Origin of the sequence: Synechococcus sp. MU1625 (assembly GCF_020514205.1) — a bacterium.
GTDB lineage: Bacteria > Cyanobacteriota > Cyanobacteriia > PCC-6307 > Cyanobiaceae > Parasynechococcus.
Genome location: NZ_VTLA01000004.1, coordinates 132,647 through 153,439 on the forward strand (window position 1 = coordinate 132,647; position 20,793 = coordinate 153,439).

The following is a 20,793-nucleotide window of genomic DNA, read 5'->3' on the forward strand; positions in this document are numbered from 1 at the left end:
TTGGCATCGATGTGATGCCAGGACCCAGATTTGAACTGGGGACACGGCGATTTTCAGTCGCCTGCTCTACCAACTGAGCTATCCCGGCGCGTCGCCTAAGCGACCTGGGAATCTTAAATCACCGCCTGCGCTGTCTTGCGGGTGTGCGTCCCAGGCAGATCAATCCAGCCACCCCATGGCCGGCCTCTTCCAGCGCCTGGCCAGCCGCTAAAGCGGTTGCCCCTGTCGTGAGGATGTCATCCACGAGCCAGACCGAGGTGAGGGCGGTTGCTGGGTTGTGGGGCCTGGCCCGGAACGCGCCGATCAGGTTCGTCAGGCGTTGGCTTCTGTTCAGATGGTGTTGGCTCAGCCCGACACGGGGTCGTTGCAGCAGGTCTGCTGTTGGTCGGTCCAAGCCCATGGCAATGCGCTGAGGCAGGGGGTTGGTGCGCTGCCGTTTCCAGCTTGGAATCGGCACCAACACCGCTGCGGAAGGCAAGCTCAAGCTGTCAGACAGCATCTGAACCAACACCGAAAGTACTTTCTGTTTGGTTGGCTGACGCACCTTCAGTAGCAGCTGGCGCAGGGCGCCCTCATAGGGCCCAAGAGCGCACCATCGCAAGGGCTCCAGGCCCTTGATGCCCTCAGGCGGAAGCTGCAGTGCGTCTCGGCAGTGTCCGCAGGGAGATGTCGGTGCCTGTGGCTCTTGCCAAGGTCCATCACAGATCGGGCAACGGGGCTCGATCAGCAGGGTCTGGGCGAAGGCCAGGAACGCTCGATGCACAGCGGGAAGCTCGGTGCATCGAGCGTTCCACTCCTGAATCAGATTGTTCCTGGCTTAGCCGTTCTCCTTGGGCATCGCCCGAAGCATGGCCACCAACGTGCGATGGGCGTCTTCGCTGTCGGTGAGGGTGTGATCGAAAGCGATGCTGATGCTCGCGCCATCCACCTCTAGTTCCATGGTCTCTGCTTTGACAGACACCATGCGTGCGGCGGCGGGATTGCTGACGCCGCCGTAGTGCTTGGCGTAGGCCAGCACCGCTTCCGCATGGTCGTCGTTCATGTGTTTGCAGATCCGTGTGCTGACGGCATCAGTGAGGGCGTCTGCAGGCATCGGTATGAAACGAGGAGAATGCAATCTTTGCAGTGATTGGTTCAGGCGAAGCGCTCGATCAGCAGAAGGCCGAGGCGGATGCCGCTGAATCCCACATAACAGGCCAACACGACGAAGAGCCCCATCGCCAGAATTTCGCGGAGATTGGAGGGCATGGCTGGCTGGCTTGTTGCCCGAATTCTCACCCGACTAGGGCCTGTTGGGCCAGTCGCGCCACACCTGCAGCTGGGGGTGTTTGACAACTGGTCACAGGACAGCCAAGACGGCGTTCCCGAAGCCGTCTCCATTGGGGATTGCGCGCTCCTCCGCCGATGCTGATGATCCGTTGGGGCGCGGCGGCACCCAGAGCCTGGAGGCGTTGCCAACCCTGCGCTTCGATCTCGGCGAGGCCTTCGAGCAGTCCATGCAGGTAGAGGGCATCACTCACCGGGCGAGGTTCCAGCACCGGCAGCAGCTCAGGATCATCGACAGGGAAGCGTTCGCCCGGGCCTGGCAGGGGGCGCAGTGAGAGGCCGCTATTGGTATAAGGGTCGATTTGGCGGCTGAGCTCTGCGAGCTGGTCGTCGCTGTAGAAGCGCCGCAGCACGCCTGCCCCTGCGTTGGAGGCGCCTCCACAGAGCCATCGCTCACCAACGCGATGACTGGTGACGCCGGGGGCTTCCAAGGGCGTTTCTGTGAAGCACTTCATCACCAACGTGGTGCCCAGCACGGTGACCCCGTCTCCCGGTTGGGGATGGGCGGCCAACACAGCGGCATTGGAATCCGTTGTCCCGGCCACAATGATCAGATCGTCAGCCAAGCCCAAGGCTTTGGCCTGGTTTGGGGCGATCGTTCCCAGGATGCTGCCGCTGCGACGGATGTCGGGCAGTGTTTGCTTCCAGGGTTGTGTGGCAAAGCTGGATGGCCAGCTGTTGGTGATGAGATCCCAGCCCAGTCGGAGATTGTTGCCTTCTTCCCCCCAGCTCCAGTTGTTCAGCAGCCATCCGCTGATCCAGTCCGCTTGATGACGCAACAGGATCTCGTTGCCGTATCTGGCTATCAGCCGAAGTGCCCTCGCCAGGCTGCTGCTGCTGCTGCTGCTTTGCGCAAGGTTTCCTGTGCCCACCAGCTCTTGCAGAAGGGGAGCTACCTCCGGACAGGCCAGGGAGTAAGGCAAGGCTTCCCCGAGGGGGAGACCATGGGAGTCGCAGGCCAGGAGGGTGCCTGATGTGCCATCAACTGCAAGCGCCCTGAGCCGAGATTTAAGGCGGTTGGGGATGGCTTGAAGCAGCTCGCGACAGGCCTCACGCCAAGACTCGGGGTCGCAAAACGAACCGTGGTAGTTGCTGGCCTGGGTGTGGTGCAACACACCATCCATGCCCAGCACAGCAATGCGAACACCACTGGTGCCCAGGTCGATGCCTAGCACCAGTGGTAGTTGTGTCATGACCTACGCAGCTACACCCTGTGCAACCTTCGCTTGGCGAAGTTCCTCGCTTTTTGCACTGACGTCTTCCCAGGGCGCCTGCAAGTCGTTACGTCCGAAATGGCCGTAGGCGGCTGTGTCCTGATAGAAGCGACCGCCGCGTTGTTGGGGGAGGTTGCGTAGGCCGAATATCTCGATGATGGCGCCGGGGCGCAGATCGAAATGCTCCTGAACGAGGGCGGTCAGCGCGTCGTTGTCCAGTTGGCTGGTGCCGAAGGATTCCACGAGGATCGACACAGGCTTGGCGACGCCGATGGCGTAGCTCAGCTGCACTTCGGCACGTTCGGCGAGCCCTGCGGCCACAAGGCACTTGGCCACGTAGCGCGCGGCATAGGCGGCCGAGCGGTCCACCTTGGTGGGGTCTTTGCCGGAGAAAGCGCCACCGCCGTGGCGGGCATAGCCGCCGTAGGTGTCCACGATGATCTTGCGGCCGGTGAGGCCGGCATCTCCCTGAGGGCCGCCCACCACGAACTTGCCGGTTGGGTTCACCAGATACTTGGTTGCTTCACGGGAGGGCTTGAGCGCCAGGTCGGCTGTTGCCGGCTCCACGACATGGGTCCAGAGGTCTTCGGTGATGCGTTCCCGGATGCCCTGTTCATCGCTGATCCCATCCACTTCCGCCGTGTGCTGGGTGGAGATCAGGATCGTGTCGATCGAAACGGGCTTGTCGTTTTCGTAGACAACGCTCACCTGTGTCTTGCCATCAGGAAGCAGGTAATCCAGGGTCCCGTTGTGGCGCACTTCGGCAAGGCGACGCGACAGCCGGTGGGCGAGGCTGATCGGCAACGGCATCAGCTCAGGTGTCTCGTTGCAGGCGTAGCCGAACATGATTCCCTGGTCGCCTGCTCCCACCAGATCAAGCGGATCGCCAGCGTGGTCGTCGGCTTCGTTGACTCCCTGGGCGATGTCGGGGGATTGCTGGTCGAGAGCCACCAGCACCGCGCAGCTGTTGGCATCGAATCCACCGGCCCGGGCGCCGCTGTAACCGATCTCCTTGATCACATTGCGAACCAAGTGGATGAAATCCACTTGTGCTTTTGATGTCACCTCACCGGTGATCATGCAGAGACCGGTGTTCACGACGGTCTCGCAGGCCACGCGGCTGGAGGGATCCTGGGCCAGCAGAGCATCGAGAACGGCGTCGCTGACCTGATCGCAGATTTTGTCGGGATGCCCTTCCGTAACGGACTCGGACGTAAAGACGTAACGGCTCATTCGAGGCTCCAGATGGCGCGACTTTACGCGGCTGGGCTGAGGGCGAGGTCGTGCCAGTTGTGGAGCAGATGCTGGGCTGAGTGCAGTTCGGGGGAACGACTCCAACCACCGGTGAATCCGATCACGCAGCCAATTCCAGCCTGAAGAGCCATTTGAAGGTCGGTTTCAGCATCCCCGATCAATGCACAACGCTGGGGTGGAAGGCCCAGGCCGTCGCACAGCTCCAGAACGGCTTGCGGATCGGGTTTTCGCGGATGGTCGTCAGCACTCCAGATGCCATCAATGCATGCACTGAGCTCATGGTGATCCAGGAAGTCATCAATGCCGGATCGGGTGTCATTGCTGATGACAGCAGTGGTCACATTCAGCTGATTCAGGGCCCTTAGGAGTCCTTCTGCACCGTTGAGCAAGGGGCTGGGGGTCGCCTTGATCAGGCCGCTCTGGTCAACCTCGTCGAAGCAGGCGTGGGCCATGGCCAGGGCCTGGGGCCATGAGCAGCCAAGGAGGCAAAACACCGTCGCTGTTGAGGCGATGTTGTCCTGTCTGGAGGCAACAGCAAGGGTTCCGCCTGGATGGAGCATGCCGTTGCTCACACCGAACGCTCTGCGCAAGGTGTCTCTCAGCGCAAAGGCTTCGAGTGGTGGGGCCTGGTCTTGCCCGATTTCAATAGCTCTGTTGATGCGTTCCTCTGCCAATGCCAGCAGATGAGGCTCACTATGGGAAAGGGTGCCGTCCTTATCGAACAGCACCCCGTCAATTGAGCTGATGGGTGTTCCCTTCAGCAGAAGTGTGGCCATTCAGGCTCAGATCATCATGGAGTTGATCGGGTCTTCGCCTTCCTCAGCCTGCTCGAGCAGCATTTGCTTGTAGCGCGCGGCCATCTCTTCGGCCTTCTCAAACACTTTCTGAGGATCGGTGAGCATGTCACCGGGTTCCGGCTCCAGGGCCTTGGTGGAAAGAGAGATCCGGCCGCGCTCGGCATCGAGATCAATGATCATCACTTTCATCTGATCATTCACGTTCAGCACCGAGTGGGGGGTCTCGATGTGCTCGTGGCTGATCTCGGAAATGTGCAGCAGACCGCTGACACCACCGATGTCGATAAAAGCGCCATAGGGCTTGATGCCGCGGACGGTGCCGACCACGACTTCGCCCACTTCCAGGCGGTTCATCTTCCGCTCCACCAGGGCGCGGCGGTGGCTAAGCACCAGACGATTGCGCTCTTCGTCCACCTCGAGGAATTTCAGAGGCAGGAAGTCGGCGACCAGTTCTTCCTTCGGCTTGCGGGTGCTGATGTGGGAGCCGGGGATGAATCCCCGCAGGCCTTCCACGCGCACCAGGGCACCACCACGGTTGGTGGCAAACACCTCGGAATAGATGGTGGCATCTTCCTTCTGGAGCTGGCGAACCCGCTCCCATGCCCGCTGGTATTCGATCCGACGGATCGACAGCGCCAGCTGACCGTCCTCGTTCTCCTCACTCATGATGAAGAACTCACGGATCTCGCCGGGCTGCAGCACGTCGCTTAGACCCTCGACCCGGTTGATCGACACCTCTTGAAGAGGCATGAAGGCAGCCGTCTTGGCGCCGATGTCGATCATCGCGCCTTTCGATTCCAAGGCGAAGACCGTGCCATTGACGATGTCGCCTGGCTTGAAGTTGTAGTCGTACTTGCTGAGTAGAGCCGCGAACTCATCAATGGTGAAGCCGGCGTCGTCCAGGTTGCGGCTGGTGGCTCGGCTGCTGGGATCATCCGCTGTGGGGACGTCCTCAGGAATGCTTAAGTCCTCACCCTCAAACGCCTGTTCAACGGCGGAGTCTTCTGGTGAGGCTTCCGTAGCGTTCGCCTCTTGAACTTGATCCTGGATCTGTTCTTCTGTCGGAGTCGCAGACATGGGGGGCTGGCGGTCTACCTCAGGTGGGTAGTACGAAAAATTCTCGTAAAACGCCCGCCGACGTTCCACGGAGAATCAATGACTTTACAGACCTGAGGGACTGAATCTGCCTCCCGATTCAGCGCACGCTGGCCAGATGGTTCTGTTCCTGATCGGCGTTGAGCGTCTCCAGCGTCGAGACGAAGTCGTCAATGCCACGGAACTGGCGGTAGACGGATGCGAATCGGATGTAGGCCACCTCGCTGATTTGCTTGAGATCTCGAAGCACGAACTCACCGATCTCAACGCTGCTGACTTCCTTGCCGGAGCGTTGCTGAAGCTTCAATTCGAGTTCTTCAACCAGGGATTCCAGGCGTGTTGTATCGAGGCCAGTTTTCTCGCAAGCTCGATTCAAGCCATGCAGCAACTTGCTGCGACTGAAGATTTCCCTGTTGCCGTTGCGTTTGATCACCGTGATCGGCACGGTTTCCACCCGCTCGTAGGTGGTGAAGCGAAATTCACAGTTCAGGCATTCGCGACGTCGTCTAACGCTGCGTCCGCCATCGGCTGCCCTTGATTCAAGAACGCGACTATCTGTGTTTTGGCAGGAGGGGCACTGCATCCCCGAAGGAGTTAATAAGTTGCACCAACTGTAGACAGTGATTTGAGACTTGAGAAGGGCCTGTAGGACATCAGTCTCATTTGCGGATTCGTTCGACGGCTGTCAGTGACTTGAGACTGCTTTGGTCTGTTCTGGTGGGCGAGACCATCTTGCGACGACCGGCGTGCCAAGGCATGAAAAAACCCCGCCGGAGCGGGGTTTTGAAGGTTTAAATCACTTACCGATCTTCGGCGGATCGCGGAATGCGATTGCAAAAAAGAGTGTGGCAATCGCGAGGGTAAGGATGAGGACGTAAGCGAAGCTTTCCATCGTGTTGTTCCTGAAGGGCGATCAGTTGAGGGGGGTTCCGGCTGGGGGAACGTAGCCCTCGGGCAGGCGACGGGTGGTTTTGTCACCCAGCTTGGCAAAGAGGCCAAACTCAACCTGATCACCGAGGTCGGGATCAATACCTGCAAACACATCGCGGTAGAGGGTGCGAGCACCGTGCCAGATGTGACCGAAGAAGAACAGCAGCGCGAAGGTGGCGTGGCCGAATGTGAACCAGCCTCGCGGTGAACTGCGGAACGTGCCGTCGGAGTTGTAGGTCTCGCGATCGAAGTCGAACGCTTCACCCAGTTGTGCTTTGCGTGCAAGACGCTTCACATCGGCAGGGTCAGTGAAGGTCTGACCATCAAGCGCTCCACCGAAGACTTGAGCAGTGACGCCCTGCTGTTCGAAGGAGTACTTGGCTTCGGCTCGTCGGTAGGGGATGTCCGCACGGACATTGCCCTGGGCGTCTTGGAGAACAACCGGGAAGTTCTCGAAGAAGTTCGGAAGTCGCCTTACTTCCAGCTCTTCGCCGGTCTTATCAGTAAAGACGATGTGACCAATCCAGGAGGTTGCTAAGCCATCGCCATTGACCATCGGACCAACCCTGAAGAGGCCGCCCTTAGCAGGGCTGTTGCCGACGTAGTCGTAGAAAGCAAGCTTTTCAGGGACTGCCTCAAAAGCTTCTTCACGAGTCGCGCCATCGTCCATGGCGGTTTGGACGCGACGGTTGATCTCTGTCTTGAAGTAGTTCTGATCCCACTGATAACGAGTGGGGCCAAACAGCTCAACAGGGGTGGCTGCTGCTCCGTACCACATCGTTCCAGCAACGATGAATGCGGCGAAGAACACTGCCGCAATGGCACTCGCCAGGACTGTTTCGATGTTGCCCATCCGCAGAGCCTTGTAAAGACGCTCTGGCGGACGTGTGGTGATGTGGAAGATGCCGGCAATGATGCCAACGATTCCAGCGGCGATGTGGTGGGCAACGATTCCACCGGGATTGAAGGGGTTGAATCCTTCAGGACCCCACGACGGTTGCACCGCTTCTAGATGACCGGTCAATGCATACGGGTCAGAGACCCACATGCCTGGTCCAAAGACACCAGTGAGGTGGAAAGCGCCAAATCCGAAGCAACCAAGACCAGCCAGAAGCAGGTGGATGCCGAAGATCTTCGGCAGGTCAAGTGCAGGTTCACCTGTACGAGGGTCTTGCCAGATCTCGAGATCCCAGTAAGTCCAATGCCAGATGGCAGCCAGCATCAGCAGGCCAGAAAAAATGATGTGAGCGGCAGCGACGCCCTCGAAACTCCAGAAACCGGGATCAACACCCGTTTCGCCGGTGATGCTCCATCCACCCCAGCTACCAGTCACGCCCAGGCGGGACATGAAAGGCATGACGAACATGCCCTGACGCCACATTGGGTTCAGGACAGGATCGGACGGGTCAAAGATGGCCAGCTCATAGAGAGCCATGGAGCCGGCCCAGCCGGCTACGAGGGCTGTATGCATGAGGTGCACAGCCAGAAGGCGGCCCGGGTCATTAATGACGACGGTGTGCACCCGATACCAGGGCAATCCCATGGGTCAGGTTCGGGGGACAAGACTGCTAGTGCAGTCAGACATGGGCGATCGTAAGGGCTTCTGCTCGACGGGCGGGAGAAAAGGGATGTCCTCGCAACGGTCAGTGACATGAAAGTTGAGCAGAAGCTGTTCACAAATCGAAATGCTTGAGCCCATGATGGAGGTTGGTTGCTTGGGGACTCATGCCCGTTATCCGGTTTGTTCGTGAAGGGCGTGATGTGGAGTGTTATCCGGGTGAAAACCTGAGGGAGGTGGCCCGGCGTGAGGGCATCGAGCTCTACGGATTGAAGGGGCAGTTGGGCAACTGCGGTGGTTGTGGCCAGTGCATCACTTGCTTTGTTTCGGTCGTCGACGAGAACTCTGTTGATGCCTTGACAGCTCGAACTGCAGTGGAAGAAAACAAGCTGCGTCGCCGTCCCCAGGAGTGGCGCTTGGCCTGTCAGGCCCTTGTGGAGAAATCCGTCATGGTGCTCACCCGTCCTCAGGTGCGGCTCGCTAATGCGGACTCGAGGTTGGCCGCGGCTCGACAGGCACCGCTCCCCGCCGGGCCCACCGCATGGCCTGCGCCACCGGTCAGTGAGCTCGATGACGAGGATCAGGATGCGATCGATGGCGACGGCACGGATGCCAGGGCTGCTACCGCCGGTGACGAGGGCTAAGGGAGACGCTCCCTAGGCCTCTTGTCGGTGATACCTTCGCCTTGATCCCTCCAACGGCCATGGAAACCAACGATCTCGGATTCGTCGCCAGCCTCCTGTTCATTCTGGTTCCGGCGATCTTCCTGATCGTGCTCTACATCGGCACGCAGAACAAAGAGGCCTGAGCTCAGCCCTGTTCCGGTTCACGCACCAGCAGCACAGGCGCTGGTGCGTGAACGCGGATGTAATCGCTGACCGATCCGCCCAGCAGCTTGTCGAGGTCCACCAGCCCTCTGGCAACAAGAGGTCGTCGGTCTTGAGATGCGATGACCACAAGGTCGGCGTTGCACTCAGATGCGGCCATGCAAACGCTGCGACCGATGTCTTTCCCTTCGGTGTGAATGGCTTTCATGTCAACACCGAATCCCCTCGCACGCTGAACAGCAGCGTCGAGCACTTCGTCTGCTTTGGTGCGGCCTCCCCTGGACGGTGCTGACTCCTGGCGAACGACATGAACGCCGGTCAGGGTTCCGCCGGGGATTTCTCGAACCAGTTCGCAGGCTGTGCGCAGGGCGTCGTCCCCGACCCCTGTTCCGTCGACCGTCACCATCACGCGATTGACATGCTTCACGTAGAGGTCGTCACGGACCAGCAGCATTGGGCGCGTTGAGAGTTGGAAGACGTACTGGCTGGTGCTGTTGGCCAGAATGGATTGAAGGCGTCCGAGGCCTCGGGACCCCATCACGATCAGGTCGGCCTGAACTTCATCGGCAACCTTGAGAACGGTCTGCTTGGTGTCGCCCTCCCGAATCAATGTGCTCACGCTCGAGGCGTTGAGCCCCATGCGTGTCACTGCACTGCTCAACAGGTTTTCTGCTTCATCGCGATGGCCATCGGATTGCGATTTGCTCTGCTCAGAGACCACATGCAGGAGATTGATTTTCGCGGACTTCAGGCTTGGAATGTCCTGGAGCATGCGGATCATTTCCTCGACGTGACCCTTGCCCGAGTCGGCAATCAGAAGGTTCCTGAACACAGGGGTATGAAGCAGTCTCTGCGGAAGCCTATGGGGAGGATTCCTACGTAGCGACAAGCTGATGGCACAGCGTTACGCAGACCATGTGGACCTTGACCAAGCGTGTGCTCCCGCAGCACACCGATTACGCCGGTGTGATGTGGCATGGAGCCTATGTGCAGTGGCTGGAGGAAGCCAGAGTTGAGGCCTTGCAGGCTGCTGGTCTGGGTTACGCCGCAATGACCACGATGGGTGTTGACATGCCAGTGGTGTCTCTACAGCTGGAGTACCGCCATCCCCTCCGGCACGGAGATGAGGTCTGCGTGGAAAGTCGGTGTTCAGCACAAAAGGGTGTGCGTTGGCCATGGGCCTCTTGCTTTATCCGTGGAGACACGGTGGTTGCCGAGGCGAAGGTGCAGCTGGTGATGTTGCGTCAGGGTCGCGTGCTGAGGCGCGTGCCATCTGAGTTGCAGTTGGTGATGCAAAAGCTTGTGAGACTCGGCTTGTGAGCCGGGCCCAGGGCGAAGCGCAATTGTGCTAGTACAAAAGTACTTGCGGCGAGCCGGTGCGGGGTTGGTGGTGGCGATGGAGTTGTTGTCCGGGCCTGGGGAATTCACGCATGGCGGATCTGCGCGCGTTCTGCCGCGACCGATCCATTGGGCCAGATCAGCTCTGGGGCTGGCCCACAGAGCGTCTTTGCCAAGCGCTGGGCTGGCCGTCGCACTGTCAGTGCGACGTCCATCGATACAGATGTGAGCAGGGGGCTGCGCCCGATCTTGAGGTCCCCAACTGTGTTCTTCTGCCCGGTGATCCTGCCTGGCCAAGCTGTTTGGACGAGGCGGACCCCCCTCCGGCTGGACTGTTTGTCCAGGGGGCTCGATCGCTGCTCCGGCATCTGAATGCCCGCGAAGCGATTGCGGTGGTTGGCACGCGTTCTGCCTCTGAGCATGGCCTTGCAATGGCGGAAGAGCTGGGTCGCGCTCTCGCCGAAGCCGGCTGGCCTGTGCTTAGTGGGCTTGCGGAAGGGATCGATGCTGCAGCGCACCGCGGCTGTCTGGCCAGGAACGGAGTACCCATCGCTGTCTTAGGGACGCCGTTGGATCGTGTTTATCCGACCCACCATCGATCCCTGCAACAGCAGGTCGGTGAGCAAGGGCTGCTGCTGAGCACAACCCGGTCTGGCTGTCGGGTTCATCCAGGGCACTTCGCGGCTCGGAATCGTTGGCTGGTGACCTTTGCGAAAGCCCTTGTGGTGGTGGAGTGTCCGCAACGAAGCGGAGCCTTGATTTCGGCAGGCTGGGCGAGTCAGATGGATTGCCCTCTATGGGTCGTCCCTGGTGATGCCCGCCGTTGGTCCTGTCGGGGCAGCAATGCACTGCTTCGGGATCGAGCGACAGCTCTGATTCATCCCGAGGATCTCCTGCGGTGTCTGGGTGATGGTCCGTTGAAGTCGGATGATTCTCGCCTCATGAGCCGCAAGCTGTTGGGGGCTATCGGAACCGGGGCTTCTTTGGATCAGCTGGTGCATCGCTTGCAGTGTTCCCCTGCTGAGCTGGCCCCTCAGCTGCTGGCTCTCGAGTGCCAGGGCGAATTGCTATGTGAGTCTGGACTGCACTGGCGCAAGCGTCGGCCTTGAGAGACTGCAGCACGCTGACTGGCACTGAACTTTTGCAGTGGCGGCGCAGACAACTCGCCCGAGGTGGGACCGCGGCGGATCTCGATTGGTTGATTGATCTGGCAGGTGGTATCCCCTGGGCAAGCTTGCAAAGGCTGCTCCTGGATCCATCACGCACCATTGCCATGGTGCAGTCCCTCGATGTGCTCACTCAACTTTGGCAGCGCCATCTTCAGGAGAACGTTCCCCTGCAGCATTTGGTTGGGCTTTGTCCATGGCGGGACCTTCTGCTCGAGTCGTCCCCCGCTGCGCTGATTCCCCGTCAGGAAACTGAACTGCTGGTGGATCTTGCCCTGAGCCACTTGAAGGCGGCCCCTCCCGGCCGCTGGGCTGACCTCGGCACCGGCTCGGGGGCCATCGCTGTGAGTTTGGCCCTCGCCTGGCCGACGGCATTGGGGCATGCAGTCGATCTCAGTTGCGATGCTCTGCGTTTGGCGGCACGCAATTTCAAGCGTTGTGCCCCGAACCACAACTGCTCGCTTCACCTCGGGTCGTGGTGGATACCACTCAAGAACTGGTGGGGAACCCTGGATCTGGTGATCAGCAACCCTCCCTACATCCCGATTTCAGTTGTTCATGGTCTCGAGTCCGTTGTTCGAGACCATGAACCACATTTGGCGCTGAGTGGAGGAGAGGATGGGCTTGACGCGATTCGCGCTGTGGTGGACGGAGCGCCGAAGGGTCTGGCTCCTGGGGGTTGGCTTCTGCTCGAGCACCACCATGATCAGAGCGCTCTGGTCATGCAGCTGATGCGTGATGCGGGTTTGGTGGAGGTCAGCGCGGCTGCTGATCTTGAGGGGACGCGTCGCTTCGCTCTTGCCCGAAACCGTGCTGCAGCGTCCTGATGAAGGAACGATTCAAACCCCCTCCGATCCTTGAAGCCACCGCATTGGTGCAGCGTCTTCGTGCTGGTGAAGCCGCCATCATCCCAACCGATACCCTGCCCGGGCTCGCGGTGATGCCCGATCAAGCTCAGACCCTCTGGCACTTGAAACGTCGACCTGCTGATAAACCCCTGATCCTCATGGGGGCAACGGTTGATGATTTGCTCCAGGAGGTCGATGTCTCGTGTCATCGGGAGGTTGAAGCGTTGGCTGAGCACTATTGGCCTGGAGCGCTCACGCTGGTACTACCTGCCTGTGATGGTGGTGCTGCTTGTCATCTCAACCCAGGGGGCAGAACCCTCGGCTGCCGCATCCCTGCCTGCGAGCAGACCCGTGAGTTGCTTCAGATCAGCGGGCCGTTGGCCACCACCAGTGCCAACCGCTCCGGAGAACCGGCGAGCATGACCTCAGCAGATGCGTCGCGGTATTTCCCTGATGTCGCTCAACTGGGGCCCCAGCCGTGGTCCCAACCCTCAGGTCAGGCCAGCACGGTGTTGGTCTGGGTTGAGGTCGGACGCTGGCGCTTGGCGCGACGGGGTGCTGTGATTCCTTCAGGGCTTGAGGTGTTCGAGTGATCCCACTGGTCGGACTCTGCCTGCTGGTGATGACATTGCTTCATTGGGTGTTGGAGCCCCTTGAAGCCCTCTTCACCTGGACGCTTCAACTGAATCTTCTTCCCTGGCTGCTGGGATTGATCCTCATCTGGATCTTTGCGGGTGAAACGGATCGCAGGCCATTTCCCTGATCCAGATCAAGCCGGCTAACGGATTTGAACCGATGGCCTTCGCTTTACAAAAGCGCTGCTCTACCACTGAGCTAAGCCGGCATGGGGGGCATCGTACCTTCGCGTCGTTGGCGATCCAATGCAGGGTCTCCATTCCTGATCAGCCAAAGCGCCAGCTCGAGTCGGTTTCGACAACCGCTCTTGGAGAGTGCCCGGCTGATGTGGCACTCAACAGTGCGGTGACTAATCACCAATCGGTGGGCGATGGCTCGGTTCTCGAGGCCTTCAAGCAACAAGAGCACTACCCGCTTTTCAGCAGGAGTGAGGTGATTTAAAGGGCTAAGAGTCAAGCTTGAACAGGTCGCTGCTCAGAGGGTTCCACCCTTTGATGGTTGGGTGATCGGGCGACGGATGGGAAGGTTGGCCACCAGGGCAGTGACGCGGTCTTCCGTCTCCAGGCTCACATCTCCTTCCTCAAGGTCGATCTCCACGTAGCGGGCAACCACTTCCAGGATCTCGCGCCGCATCTGCTCAAGCAGCTCCGGATTGAGGTCACTGCGGTCGTGGGCGAGCACCAGCTGGAGACGCTCCCTTGCTGTTTCAGCACTGGCGGGCTGACGGCCCAGGAGTTTGTCGATGAATTCTTTGAGTGTCATCGCCTCAGAAAATCCGGGTTTGCATCAGCTTGCGCATCCTGGCGCGTAGGCCGCGGCGGGCCTGGGATGGATCCATCAGGGGAATGTCTTCGCCCTGAAGCCGTTGGGCGATGTTGCTGTAAGCCTGTGCCGCGGGTGATGACGAGTCGGTCAGCGTCAAGGGTTCACCGCGGTTGGTGCTCACAATCACCTGCTCATCTTCAAAAACAAGACCCAGGAGAGGCAGCGCCAGGATGTCGGTGACGTCATCAACCGAGAGCATTTCCTGGTTCGACATCATTTTCGGGCGGACTCTGTTGAGTACAAGTTGCACTGGCTGCACCCCCTGGGTATTCAGCAGTCCGATCACGCGATCAGCGTCCCGAACGGCTGCTACTTCCGGCGTTGTGATCACGACAGCTTCGCGGGCTGCAGCCGCCGCATTCTTGAATCCGTCTTCAATCCCGGCCGGACAGTCGATCAGCACGTAGTCGAACTGGCGCTCCAGCAGCGAAACGATGGCCTGCATGTCCTTGGGGGTCAGCCACTCCAGCATCCGGGGGTTTCCCGCAGGCAGCAGAGCCAGATTGGGCTCCTGCTTGTGTTTCACAAGGGCTTGCTCAAGTCGGCAGGTCTCTGCCAGCACCTCCTGAGCGGTATAAACAATGCGGTTTTCCAGACCCAGGAGCAGATCGAGGTTTCTCAGTCCGAAGTCCGCGTCAAGAACCACGGTTTTGGCTCCTTGGCGAGCAAGAGCGATGCCGAGGTTCGCTGTGGTCGTTGTTTTTCCGACACCGCCCTTGCCAGAACAGATCAGGATGGTTCGGGTCGTCGACACCAGGGTTCTGCTTTGGTGCGGCCAGAATAATCTGGCTTCACGCTCTGACAACGGCGTCAGCGTTTTTGAAAGCTTTGGATGACGGCAGGTTCAATGGCGATCACGCCATCCTTGAGTTCCGCTTGTTCGGCTAAACCAGCCTGGGGCAGATCCTCGGGGCCTCGCGCTACCACGTCGGCAATCCGAAGTTGCAGTGGTCGCAGCTGCAGGGCAACGATTTTCGCGGTCGTCGACCCCTCGCATCCAGCGTGGGCTACACCTCGCAGGCGCCCCCAAATCAGAACATCAGCAGCTGAGCTGATCCGTGCTCCGGGATTCACATCGCCGCAGAGGAGGATGCTTCGGTCACTCTGGAGATGATCGCCGGAGCGGAGTGTGCCCTGGTGGAACAAAAGCTCTGTAGGGCCCGCTGGGATCGAATTCGTCTGGGCTTTATGTTTAAAAGATGCGTGCTCAGGGCTTGCGTCCAGGCCAAGCGCTGAGGCACTTACGACGGTTTCCAGCGCTCGGCTTGTGATCCTTCCGAGTTGATGGCCTGCATCGGCAACCAAGGCACATAGGTCCGTCAGATCGGTGCAGCTCAGGATCCAGTCTTCGCAATCGAGATCAACGATCGTTTCGGAGCAACTGTTCAAGAGATCAGGCAATCGATCCCTCCAGTGATCAAGGCGCTGGTCGGGAAGCTTCAGTGTCATGGCTGCTTCACCTTTGCTGATCGGGGCCATTCAACGTCCATTTCTTCCCTGAGCTCGGAACTGATGTCACGGGGGTGAATCAACCAGGACGTCGCCGCAGGTGTGGCCAAACTGGCAACAAGTGGCGATGCCTGTTCCAGAGCCTGGAGCTGACGTCCATCCCACAGGCGCAAGCCGCCTCTATAGGGGTGGTACCCACGGAGTTGTTGATGACGCAATCCGCAGCACAGTTCCGGGTCATGGCCATGACGATCGGCCAAACGCCTGGCTGTCGCGAGCAGTTGCAGTTGATCAGCCCGGGGGAGATGTTCGACGGCCGTAGCTTTGAGTAGGCGTCGATCTAAAAAACGACCGCTGAGTTCAGCGAGGGGCGCTGGGGCTTCAGATTGCCATCGCTGAAGGTGGTAGCCGGTGCGTTGGTCGTCGTTGGCGAGGAAGTCCTCAAGGCTGATCATGTTCGGTTGCCAGAGCCAGCTGGCCATCACTTCATCAGCCCACACCTGCTTAGGACCAAGCTGTCGTGCGGTCAGGATCAGTTTTTCCAGCAGCCAATTGCACACCACATTCAGCCGGTGGTTGTAGACGCTCCTGTACATCAGATTCCTCACCACCAAGTAGTGCTCAACAGCCATCAGACCTTTGGGGTGAATGGCCATCTCACCATCAGGGGCAAGGGTCAGTGCTCCGAGAATTCGGTCGAGATCCAGCTGCCCGTAGCGGGTTCCAGTGCTGTAGCTGTCGCGCAGGAGATAGTCCAGACGGTCGCAATCCAGTTAGCTGCTGACCAGGTGTTTGACCAATGGGTGTGGGCTGAGGCCATGCTCAAGAAGATCTGCCACCGCATCTGCTGTACCGGATTGATGGCTCTCCAGACATGCACGGATTTTTGGGTGATGCCGGATCACCCGTGCTGACCATTGTTCGTGGCGCAGGCCGAACATTTCCTCGCCGGTATGGCTCAAGGGGCCATGGCCGATGTCATGGAGCAAAGCAGCGCCATAGAGCAACCCGCGGTGCTGCTCCAGATCCGGCGCCAACGGCAGCATTCGCTCAAACGCACGTCGCGCCAGATGAAAGACGCCCAGCGAGTGGGTGAACCGACTGGATTCGGCGCTGTGGAAGGTGAGGTACGCCGGTCCCAGCTGCCGAATACGCCGCAGGCGCTGAAAAGGTGTCGTATCCACAAGGTCCATCACCATCCCTTCTGCTGGGGCTTGTCGGTCAAGACCGATGCCCCGATGCAGAGGGTCGTGATAGGTGCGCTGGCTCATGCCTCGATGTCGTCTGCGGATTGTTCAAGCAGTGCTTCCATCCATTGCTGCGCTTCGGAGAGCCAGCGGTCGCCATCACCGCCGGGATTCAGCGGCTCCGGATCGGACAGCGCACGATCGGGTGCGATCCCCTGTCCCTGAATATCCCGTCCGCTGGGTGTCACATACCCCGCGACAGTCACTGCAAGTCCGCTGCCGTCACTCAGGTTGGTCAGCGTTTGAATCAGACCTTTCCCAAACGTCTGGCCTCCGAGCAAGGTGGCTCTTTCATTGTCCTGAAGTGCTCCTGCCAGGATTTCACTGGCGCTGGCAGTTCCCCCATTCACGAGGGTGACCATTGGTCCGTCGAAGACCGTCTGGAGACTCGCCTGGATGGTGTCATTGATTCCGTCGCGGTTGCGGGTTTCGACGATGGCGCCACCTGAAAGAAACTCGTCTGCGACTGCCAATCCAGCACTCACCAAGCCACCTGAGTTGTTGCGTAGATCGAGAACCAATCCTTCGATGTCCTTGTTTCCAAGATGGGTGAGAGCTTCTTTTACCTGTTCTGGTACGCCTTCACTGAATTGGGTGATTCGCAGGTAGCCGAGGGTGTGGCTGCCGTTGCGCAAGCGGCGTGTACGCACCGGCCTGAGATCCACGCTGCGGCGTTCAAGGGTCAGTTCATTCGACTCGCCATTGCTGTTTCCCAGAGTCAGAACCACCTGCGAGCCCACGTCTCCCCTCAACGCTGCCACCGTTCCCTCGAGACCTAAATCCACCACCGCTTTGCCATCAACGGACAGCAGCTGGGTTCCACTGGTGATGTCTGCCTCTCCAGCTGGCGAGCCTTCTAGGGCTGAAATCACCACAACGCCATTGCCGCCTTCGTCCGGTCCCAGTTGCAATCCCACACCGCTGAGATTTCCGCTGGTGCTGTTTTTCAGAGCTGCGTAGTCCTCCGGACGGAGCAGCCGGGTGTAAGGGTCTCCCAGCTGAGCGAGCATGGTTTCGATGGCCGCGTAGGCATCGTCACTACTCTCGATGCTGCGTTCCATGGCCTTCTGGCGTTGACGTCGCCAGCGGACCTCATCGAGTTGCTCGGGGTTCCAAAATCCCTGGTTCACGAGGCGCCAGCTGTCCACCACGAGCTGTTGTGTATCGCTGAGTGCAACGGCTGTGCACACGTTCCCCAGCACCAAAAAGCAGCAAAGAGCAGCTGTGATCAGTTGGCGCAGCGCTCGAAACCCTCTGCGCCGCAGCCAGTCTGAAAGATCGTTAACAGTTGGATACATCGCGGGGGGTTCGCCTCGATGGCAGAAGCGTGCTCAGTAGACTTTCGCAACTCGAGCCCGCTTGTGCATGGCGAACTCATCACCGGTTTACGACTGGTTCCAGGAACGTCTGGAAATCCAGGACATTGCAGACGACATCGGCTCCAAGTACGTGCCTCCCCACGTCAACATCTTTTATTGCTTGGGTGGCATCACGTTGGTGTGCTTCCTGATCCAGTTCGCGACCGGGTTCGCGATGACCTTCTATTACAAGCCCACTGTCGCTGAGGCCTACAAGTCGGTCGAGTACCTAATGACCGATGTCAGCTTCGGCTGGTTGATCCGCTCCGTGCACCGCTGGAGCGCCTCAATGATGGTGCTGATGCTGATCCTCCATGTGTTCCGCGTCTATCTCACCGGTGGCTTTAAACGCCCCCGTGAGCTCACCTGGGTCACTGGCGTCACCATGGCTGTCATCACGGTGTCCTTCGGAGTGACCGGATACTCCCTCCCTTGGGATCAGGTCGGTTATTGGGCTGTGAAAATCGTCTCCGGAGTTCCCGCAGCCATTCCAGTGGTTGGAGACTTCATGGTTGAACTGCTTCGCGGTGGTGAGAGCGTTGGTCAGGCCACCCTTACGCGCTTTTACAGCCTGCACACTTTCGTGATGCCTTGGCTGCTGGCTGTGTTCATGCTCATGCACTTCCTGATGATTCGGAAGCAGGGCATTTCCGGTCCTTTGTGATCTGCGTTCCTACTGTTCCCTCAACACCTGGACTAACCGATGCACATTCTCAAGAAGCCTGATCTCTCCGATCCCAAGATGCGGGCCAAGCTCGCTAAGGGTATGGGTCACAACTATTACGGCGAGCCCGCCTGGCCCAACGATCTGCTCTACATCTTTCCGGTGGTGATCCTCGGCACCATCGCTTGTGTGGTGGGTCTGGCTGTTCTGGATCCCGCGATGCTCGCCGACAAGGCTGATCCCTTCGCGACACCCCTGGAAATTCTTCCCGAGTGGTACCTCTATCCGGTCTTCCAAATCCTGCGGGTTGTTCCGAACAAACTTCTGGGCATTGCACTCCAGACTCTGGTTCCCCTCGGTCTGATGCTTGTTCCTTTCATTGAGAGCTTCAACAAGTTCCAGAATCCGTTCCGTCGTCCCGTTGCAATGACTGTGTTCCTGTTCGGAACTGTCACCACGATCTACCTGGGTATCGGCGCTGCACTCCCTATCGACAAGTCCCTCACCCTCGGACTTTTCTGATCAATCGCAAGATTTCAGATTTCTTACCCCGACTCCATGAGTCGGGGTTTTTTTGTGCTGATGGATTGGAGCTTGTTTAGTGACCCATGGATTCGTCCAGATTCAGCATCAAGACGTCGTCTGGGTTGACGTGGAGGAAGTGGTGCATCAGCAGAAAACCAACGATGGTCCAGGTCTGATAGGTACGTGACTGCTGTCCAACCCATGTCCCTGTCGGTCCGTCGAAGTATTCGGCCCACTGCTGACGGGGCAGTTGGTTGAGATGGCTCCAATAGCACTCGTCCAACAGGGTTTTCATTTGCCCCATCAGCAACACGTCGGCTTGGGGGTTCAGGCGTTCATGGAGAAGGATGGACGCTCCGAAAAACCAGAGCAGGCTCGGCCAGTGGCCGCCATTGTGATAACTCCATGGCCAGTTTTTGGGATCGGACCCTGTCTTGTTCTCCCACTCCACCCCTTCCATGGGTGGATGACAGATGCGCATCGGCATCTGGGCCATGAGGTGATCCCGGTTGTGCAGAACCAATCGGAACATGGCCCGTTGCTGCGGCGCGGTCAGCAGCCCGAACAGGGATGCCAGGGAGTTTCCCAGGGAATAGAAGCGGAAATCCGGTCGTCCGGTTCGCATGTTCCCGATCATGTAACCGCCTCGGTTTTCGAGCCAGTCCTGCAACCAGTCCGGGATGACCTGCGGTTGAACGTTGAACTCGTTCTGATGCTGGTTTTCTCCGTACTGCTCCGTCGGACGTCGTCGAAGCACTTGCATGGTTTTACTGGTCACCCAGTAGTGCTTCAGCAGGAACTGCCGCAAGTCATGGGTCCATTGCCGGCTTAAGCGCAGCCGTTCTCCTAAAAGAACACTGTTCTCCTGGCGTTGGCACAGCTCCATCAGTCCCACGCAGCTGCGGAGTGCAGCAAAGAGCAACACTTCCACCTCCAATGGAGCACCCCATACGTCCATGGGGCGGTCAATCATGAAGGCGCAGTCCGGAACGAACAGCACCGGTGTTCCCTCGAAACTTGGGTGAAGAACGAGATCGAGCAGCAGTTGCAAACCACGCTGCACCTCAGGACTTCGACCGAAATCCGTGTCTCCACTTCGCTTGACGTAGATCCAGCAAAGAATCGGCCACCACAGGCTTGCATCCACTGAGGTGATGCGACCGATTGAGCGTTGGCCGTAGTCCGCAACGAGTTCCCCTTCCTCTTCAACGAAACTGGTGGGAAAGACACCGCGCGTTTGAACACTGGTGCTTTGCAGGTGAAGGCTGACGCTTAGAAACTGCTTCACGATGGCGAAGCGGCCTTCCAGCATCAGATAGATCATCACGGGAACGTTGTCCCGTAGGAAGATTTCTCCGTAGTTGAGAGCTTCGTCAGAACGGCGATGTTCCATCGCCGCAACGCTGCCGGCGAGTTCCCCTTGTACCCCGATCAGCGTGGCCTCGAAGTGTTCACGTGCTTTTTGCAGCACCTGGTATTCGTTCGAATTGGGGCGGAAACGCTGGCTCTGTTCAGTGAAGCGCGTTGGCATCGCGGTGACCTCCATCTGAAACGTAGTTCTGGCAATGGGTTTCGCCAGTGGAAGCAACTCTTCAGATCTGAATACGACGTGCCTGTTGCGAGAGGTGGAGCTGTGGTGTTATGGTTTTGTCTTGCGCGGGAGCCGAGAGGCGAGCGCGCAAGCCGAAGCGCTGAAGGCGAAAGCCTTGATGTGTCTGAGGCGACTTACAAGATCA

Annotated in this window: 25 protein-coding genes, 2 tRNA genes and 1 pseudogene; 9 read left to right on the forward strand and 19 right to left on the reverse strand. The window is 59.0% G+C overall.

What is annotated here, in order from left to right; translation table 11 throughout:
• Nucleotides 1-15: 15 nt before the first annotated feature.
• From FZX13_RS08990 to psbB, 10 genes are all read right to left on the reverse strand, one after another.
• A tRNA-Phe gene (locus FZX13_RS08990) sits at nucleotides 16-88 on the reverse strand.
• A gap of 30 nt (nucleotides 89-118) precedes the next feature.
• Nucleotides 119-763 carry a ComF family protein gene (locus FZX13_RS08995; RefSeq protein WP_226409280.1) on the reverse strand — a complete coding sequence of 215 codons (645 nt, stop codon included), beginning with the start codon at nucleotides 761-763 and terminating at the stop codon, nucleotides 119-121.
• A gap of 54 nt (nucleotides 764-817) precedes the next feature.
• Nucleotides 818-1,093: a DUF2470 domain-containing protein gene (locus FZX13_RS09000; RefSeq protein ID WP_115022958.1), complete on the reverse strand. Its 276-nt coding sequence runs from the start codon at nucleotides 1,091-1,093 to the stop codon at nucleotides 818-820.
• A gap of 181 nt (nucleotides 1,094-1,274) precedes the next feature.
• Nucleotides 1,275-2,519 (reverse strand): FGGY-family carbohydrate kinase, encoded by a 1,245-nt coding sequence (locus FZX13_RS09005; protein ID WP_226409282.1) that lies wholly within the window; start codon nucleotides 2,517-2,519, stop codon nucleotides 1,275-1,277.
• Between the two features lie 3 nt (nucleotides 2,520-2,522).
• Nucleotides 2,523-3,773, reverse strand: a complete 1,251-nt coding sequence (gene metK, locus FZX13_RS09010; RefSeq protein WP_115093428.1) for a methionine adenosyltransferase — start codon at nucleotides 3,771-3,773, stop codon at nucleotides 2,523-2,525.
• A 23-nt stretch (nucleotides 3,774-3,796) separates the two neighbouring features.
• The gene (locus FZX13_RS09015; RefSeq protein WP_226409284.1) at nucleotides 3,797-4,570 is read right to left on the reverse strand and encodes an HAD family hydrolase; all 774 of its coding nucleotides are present in this window, start codon (nucleotides 4,568-4,570) and stop codon (nucleotides 3,797-3,799) included.
• Between the two features lie 6 nt (nucleotides 4,571-4,576).
• On the reverse strand, nucleotides 4,577-5,668 hold the full coding sequence (locus tag FZX13_RS09020; RefSeq protein ID WP_115022967.1) for a 30S ribosomal protein S1: 1,092 nt from the start codon (nucleotides 5,666-5,668) through the stop codon (nucleotides 4,577-4,579).
• Nucleotides 5,669-5,786: 118 nt separating this feature from the next.
• Complete coding sequence (nrdR, locus tag FZX13_RS09025) at nucleotides 5,787-6,269, reverse strand: transcriptional regulator NrdR (protein WP_115022969.1); 483 nt, start codon at nucleotides 6,267-6,269, stop codon at nucleotides 5,787-5,789.
• 213 nt (nucleotides 6,270-6,482) lie between these two features.
• Complete coding sequence (locus tag FZX13_RS09030) at nucleotides 6,483-6,578, reverse strand: photosystem II reaction center protein T (RefSeq protein ID WP_011128841.1); 96 nt, start codon at nucleotides 6,576-6,578, stop codon at nucleotides 6,483-6,485.
• A 21-nt stretch (nucleotides 6,579-6,599) separates the two neighbouring features.
• Nucleotides 6,600-8,159 (reverse strand): photosystem II chlorophyll-binding protein CP47, encoded by a 1,560-nt coding sequence (gene psbB, locus FZX13_RS09035; protein WP_115022971.1) that lies wholly within the window; start codon nucleotides 8,157-8,159, stop codon nucleotides 6,600-6,602.
• A 182-nt stretch (nucleotides 8,160-8,341) separates the two neighbouring features.
• On the opposite strand from psbB, the gene FZX13_RS09040 reads away from it, so the two are divergent.
• Both FZX13_RS09040 and psbM read left to right on the forward strand, forming a co-directional pair.
• Nucleotides 8,342-8,818, forward strand: a complete 477-nt coding sequence (locus FZX13_RS09040) for a 2Fe-2S iron-sulfur cluster-binding protein (protein ID WP_115093431.1) — start codon at nucleotides 8,342-8,344, stop codon at nucleotides 8,816-8,818.
• 59 nt (nucleotides 8,819-8,877) lie between these two features.
• Complete coding sequence (psbM, locus tag FZX13_RS09045) at nucleotides 8,878-8,982, forward strand: photosystem II reaction center protein PsbM (protein WP_115022976.1); 105 nt, start codon at nucleotides 8,878-8,880, stop codon at nucleotides 8,980-8,982.
• A gap of 2 nt (nucleotides 8,983-8,984) precedes the next feature.
• Here the strand turns inward: psbM and FZX13_RS09050 are convergent, their stop codons facing one another.
• Nucleotides 8,985-9,833: a universal stress protein gene (locus FZX13_RS09050; RefSeq protein ID WP_115022978.1), complete on the reverse strand. Its 849-nt coding sequence runs from the start codon at nucleotides 9,831-9,833 to the stop codon at nucleotides 8,985-8,987.
• An 83-nt stretch (nucleotides 9,834-9,916) separates the two neighbouring features.
• On the opposite strand from FZX13_RS09050, the gene FZX13_RS09055 reads away from it, so the two are divergent.
• The 5 genes from FZX13_RS09055 (at nucleotide 9,917) to FZX13_RS09075 (ending at nucleotide 13,116) form a co-directional block, all read left to right on the forward strand.
• Entirely contained in the window at nucleotides 9,917-10,321 is a 405-nt protein-coding gene (locus tag FZX13_RS09055) for an acyl-CoA thioesterase (protein WP_226409286.1), read from the forward strand.
• 110 nt (nucleotides 10,322-10,431) lie between these two features.
• Nucleotides 10,432-11,448, forward strand: coding sequence for a DNA-processing protein DprA (locus FZX13_RS09060; RefSeq protein ID WP_226409288.1), 1,017 nt, complete (start codon nucleotides 10,432-10,434; stop codon nucleotides 11,446-11,448).
• Entirely contained in the window at nucleotides 11,445-12,332 is an 888-nt protein-coding gene (gene prmC / locus FZX13_RS09065) for a peptide chain release factor N(5)-glutamine methyltransferase (RefSeq protein ID WP_226409290.1), read from the forward strand. Before FZX13_RS09060 ends, prmC begins: the two co-directional genes overlap by 4 nt.
• Complete coding sequence (locus FZX13_RS09070) at nucleotides 12,332-12,946, forward strand: L-threonylcarbamoyladenylate synthase (RefSeq protein WP_226409292.1); 615 nt, start codon at nucleotides 12,332-12,334, stop codon at nucleotides 12,944-12,946. Before prmC ends, FZX13_RS09070 begins: the two co-directional genes overlap by 1 nt.
• Nucleotides 12,943-13,116, forward strand: a complete 174-nt coding sequence (locus FZX13_RS09075; RefSeq protein WP_170951120.1) for a hypothetical protein — start codon at nucleotides 12,943-12,945, stop codon at nucleotides 13,114-13,116. Before FZX13_RS09070 ends, FZX13_RS09075 begins: the two co-directional genes overlap by 4 nt.
• 9 nt (nucleotides 13,117-13,125) lie before the next feature.
• Here FZX13_RS09075 and FZX13_RS09080 read toward each other — a convergent pair.
• From FZX13_RS09080 to ctpZ, 7 genes and pseudogenes are all read right to left on the reverse strand, one after another.
• Nucleotides 13,126-13,197: transfer RNA gene (locus FZX13_RS09080), tRNA-Thr, on the reverse strand.
• The gene (locus FZX13_RS09085) at nucleotides 13,188-13,445 is read right to left on the reverse strand and encodes a response regulator transcription factor (protein WP_226409294.1); all 258 of its coding nucleotides are present in this window, start codon (nucleotides 13,443-13,445) and stop codon (nucleotides 13,188-13,190) included. The genes FZX13_RS09080 and FZX13_RS09085 overlap by 10 nt, the downstream gene beginning before the upstream one ends.
• Nucleotides 13,446-13,463: 18 nt before the next feature.
• The gene (gene minE / locus FZX13_RS09090; protein WP_115022992.1) at nucleotides 13,464-13,751 is read right to left on the reverse strand and encodes a cell division topological specificity factor MinE; all 288 of its coding nucleotides are present in this window, start codon (nucleotides 13,749-13,751) and stop codon (nucleotides 13,464-13,466) included.
• A gap of 4 nt (nucleotides 13,752-13,755) precedes the next feature.
• Nucleotides 13,756-14,568 carry a septum site-determining protein MinD gene (gene minD / locus FZX13_RS09095; RefSeq protein ID WP_226398247.1) on the reverse strand — a complete coding sequence of 271 codons (813 nt, stop codon included), beginning with the start codon at nucleotides 14,566-14,568 and terminating at the stop codon, nucleotides 13,756-13,758.
• Between the two features lie 56 nt (nucleotides 14,569-14,624).
• Nucleotides 14,625-15,293 (reverse strand): septum site-determining protein MinC, encoded by a 669-nt coding sequence (gene minC, locus FZX13_RS09100; protein ID WP_226409296.1) that lies wholly within the window; start codon nucleotides 15,291-15,293, stop codon nucleotides 14,625-14,627.
• Nucleotides 15,260-16,534: pseudogene (locus FZX13_RS09105) on the reverse strand (HD domain-containing protein). Before FZX13_RS09105 ends, minC begins: the two are co-directional and overlap by 34 nt.
• Nucleotides 16,531-17,808 carry a carboxyl-terminal processing protease CtpZ gene (ctpZ, locus tag FZX13_RS09110; protein WP_226409298.1) on the reverse strand — a complete coding sequence of 426 codons (1,278 nt, stop codon included), beginning with the start codon at nucleotides 17,806-17,808 and terminating at the stop codon, nucleotides 16,531-16,533. The pseudogene FZX13_RS09105 and the gene ctpZ overlap by 4 nt, the downstream one beginning before the upstream one ends.
• A 67-nt stretch (nucleotides 17,809-17,875) precedes the next feature.
• Between ctpZ and petB the strand changes: the two genes are divergently transcribed.
• Both petB and petD read left to right on the forward strand, forming a co-directional pair.
• Nucleotides 17,876-18,532, forward strand: a complete 657-nt coding sequence (petB, locus tag FZX13_RS09115; protein ID WP_011363493.1) for a cytochrome b6 — start codon at nucleotides 17,876-17,878, stop codon at nucleotides 18,530-18,532.
• 39 nt (nucleotides 18,533-18,571) lie between these two features.
• Entirely contained in the window at nucleotides 18,572-19,054 is a 483-nt protein-coding gene (gene petD / locus FZX13_RS09120; protein ID WP_115022998.1) for a cytochrome b6-f complex subunit IV, read from the forward strand.
• A gap of 76 nt (nucleotides 19,055-19,130) precedes the next feature.
• Here petD and FZX13_RS09125 read toward each other — a convergent pair whose 3' ends face one another.
• Nucleotides 19,131-20,588: a glycoside hydrolase 100 family protein gene (locus FZX13_RS09125; protein ID WP_226398251.1), complete on the reverse strand. Its 1,458-nt coding sequence runs from the start codon at nucleotides 20,586-20,588 to the stop codon at nucleotides 19,131-19,133.
• Between the last annotated feature and the right edge of the window lie 205 nt (nucleotides 20,589-20,793).

Coding starts and splice junctions, on each gene's coding strand:
- FZX13_RS09015 (WP_226409284.1), bottom strand. CDS start 4,570: ATGGCCACACTTCTGCTGAAGGGAACACCCATCAGCTCAATTGACGGG.
- FZX13_RS09005 (WP_226409282.1), bottom strand. CDS start 2,519: ATGACACAACTACCACTGGTGCTAGGCATCGACCTGGGCACCAGTGGT.
- psbB (WP_115022971.1), bottom strand. CDS start 8,159: ATGGGATTGCCCTGGTATCGGGTGCACACCGTCGTCATTAATGACCCG.
- FZX13_RS09000 (WP_115022958.1), bottom strand. CDS start 1,093: ATGCCTGCAGACGCCCTCACTGATGCCGTCAGCACACGGATCTGCAAA.
- FZX13_RS09040 (WP_115093431.1), top strand. CDS start 8,342: ATGCCCGTTATCCGGTTTGTTCGTGAAGGGCGTGATGTGGAGTGTTAT.
- petB (WP_011363493.1), top strand. CDS start 17,876: ATGGCGAACTCATCACCGGTTTACGACTGGTTCCAGGAACGTCTGGAA.
- FZX13_RS09125 (WP_226398251.1), bottom strand. CDS start 20,588: ATGCCAACGCGCTTCACTGAACAGAGCCAGCGTTTCCGCCCCAATTCG.
- FZX13_RS09070 (WP_226409292.1), top strand. CDS start 12,332: ATGAAGGAACGATTCAAACCCCCTCCGATCCTTGAAGCCACCGCATTG.
- minE (WP_115022992.1), bottom strand. CDS start 13,751: ATGACACTCAAAGAATTCATCGACAAACTCCTGGGCCGTCAGCCCGCC.
- petD (WP_115022998.1), top strand. CDS start 18,572: ATGCACATTCTCAAGAAGCCTGATCTCTCCGATCCCAAGATGCGGGCC.
- FZX13_RS09030 (WP_011128841.1), bottom strand. CDS start 6,578: ATGGAAAGCTTCGCTTACGTCCTCATCCTTACCCTCGCGATTGCCACA.
- psbM (WP_115022976.1), top strand. CDS start 8,878: ATGGAAACCAACGATCTCGGATTCGTCGCCAGCCTCCTGTTCATTCTG.
- FZX13_RS09055 (WP_226409286.1), top strand. CDS start 9,917: ATGTGGACCTTGACCAAGCGTGTGCTCCCGCAGCACACCGATTACGCC.
- FZX13_RS09060 (WP_226409288.1), top strand. CDS start 10,432: ATGGCGGATCTGCGCGCGTTCTGCCGCGACCGATCCATTGGGCCAGAT.
- nrdR (WP_115022969.1), bottom strand. CDS start 6,269: ATGCAGTGCCCCTCCTGCCAAAACACAGATAGTCGCGTTCTTGAATCA.
- metK (WP_115093428.1), bottom strand. CDS start 3,773: ATGAGCCGTTACGTCTTTACGTCCGAGTCCGTTACGGAAGGGCATCCC.
- FZX13_RS09020 (WP_115022967.1), bottom strand. CDS start 5,668: ATGTCTGCGACTCCGACAGAAGAACAGATCCAGGATCAAGTTCAAGAG.
- ctpZ (WP_226409298.1), bottom strand. CDS start 17,808: ATGTATCCAACTGTTAACGATCTTTCAGACTGGCTGCGGCGCAGAGGG.
- minC (WP_226409296.1), bottom strand. CDS start 15,293: ATGGCCCCGATCAGCAAAGGTGAAGCAGCCATGACACTGAAGCTTCCC.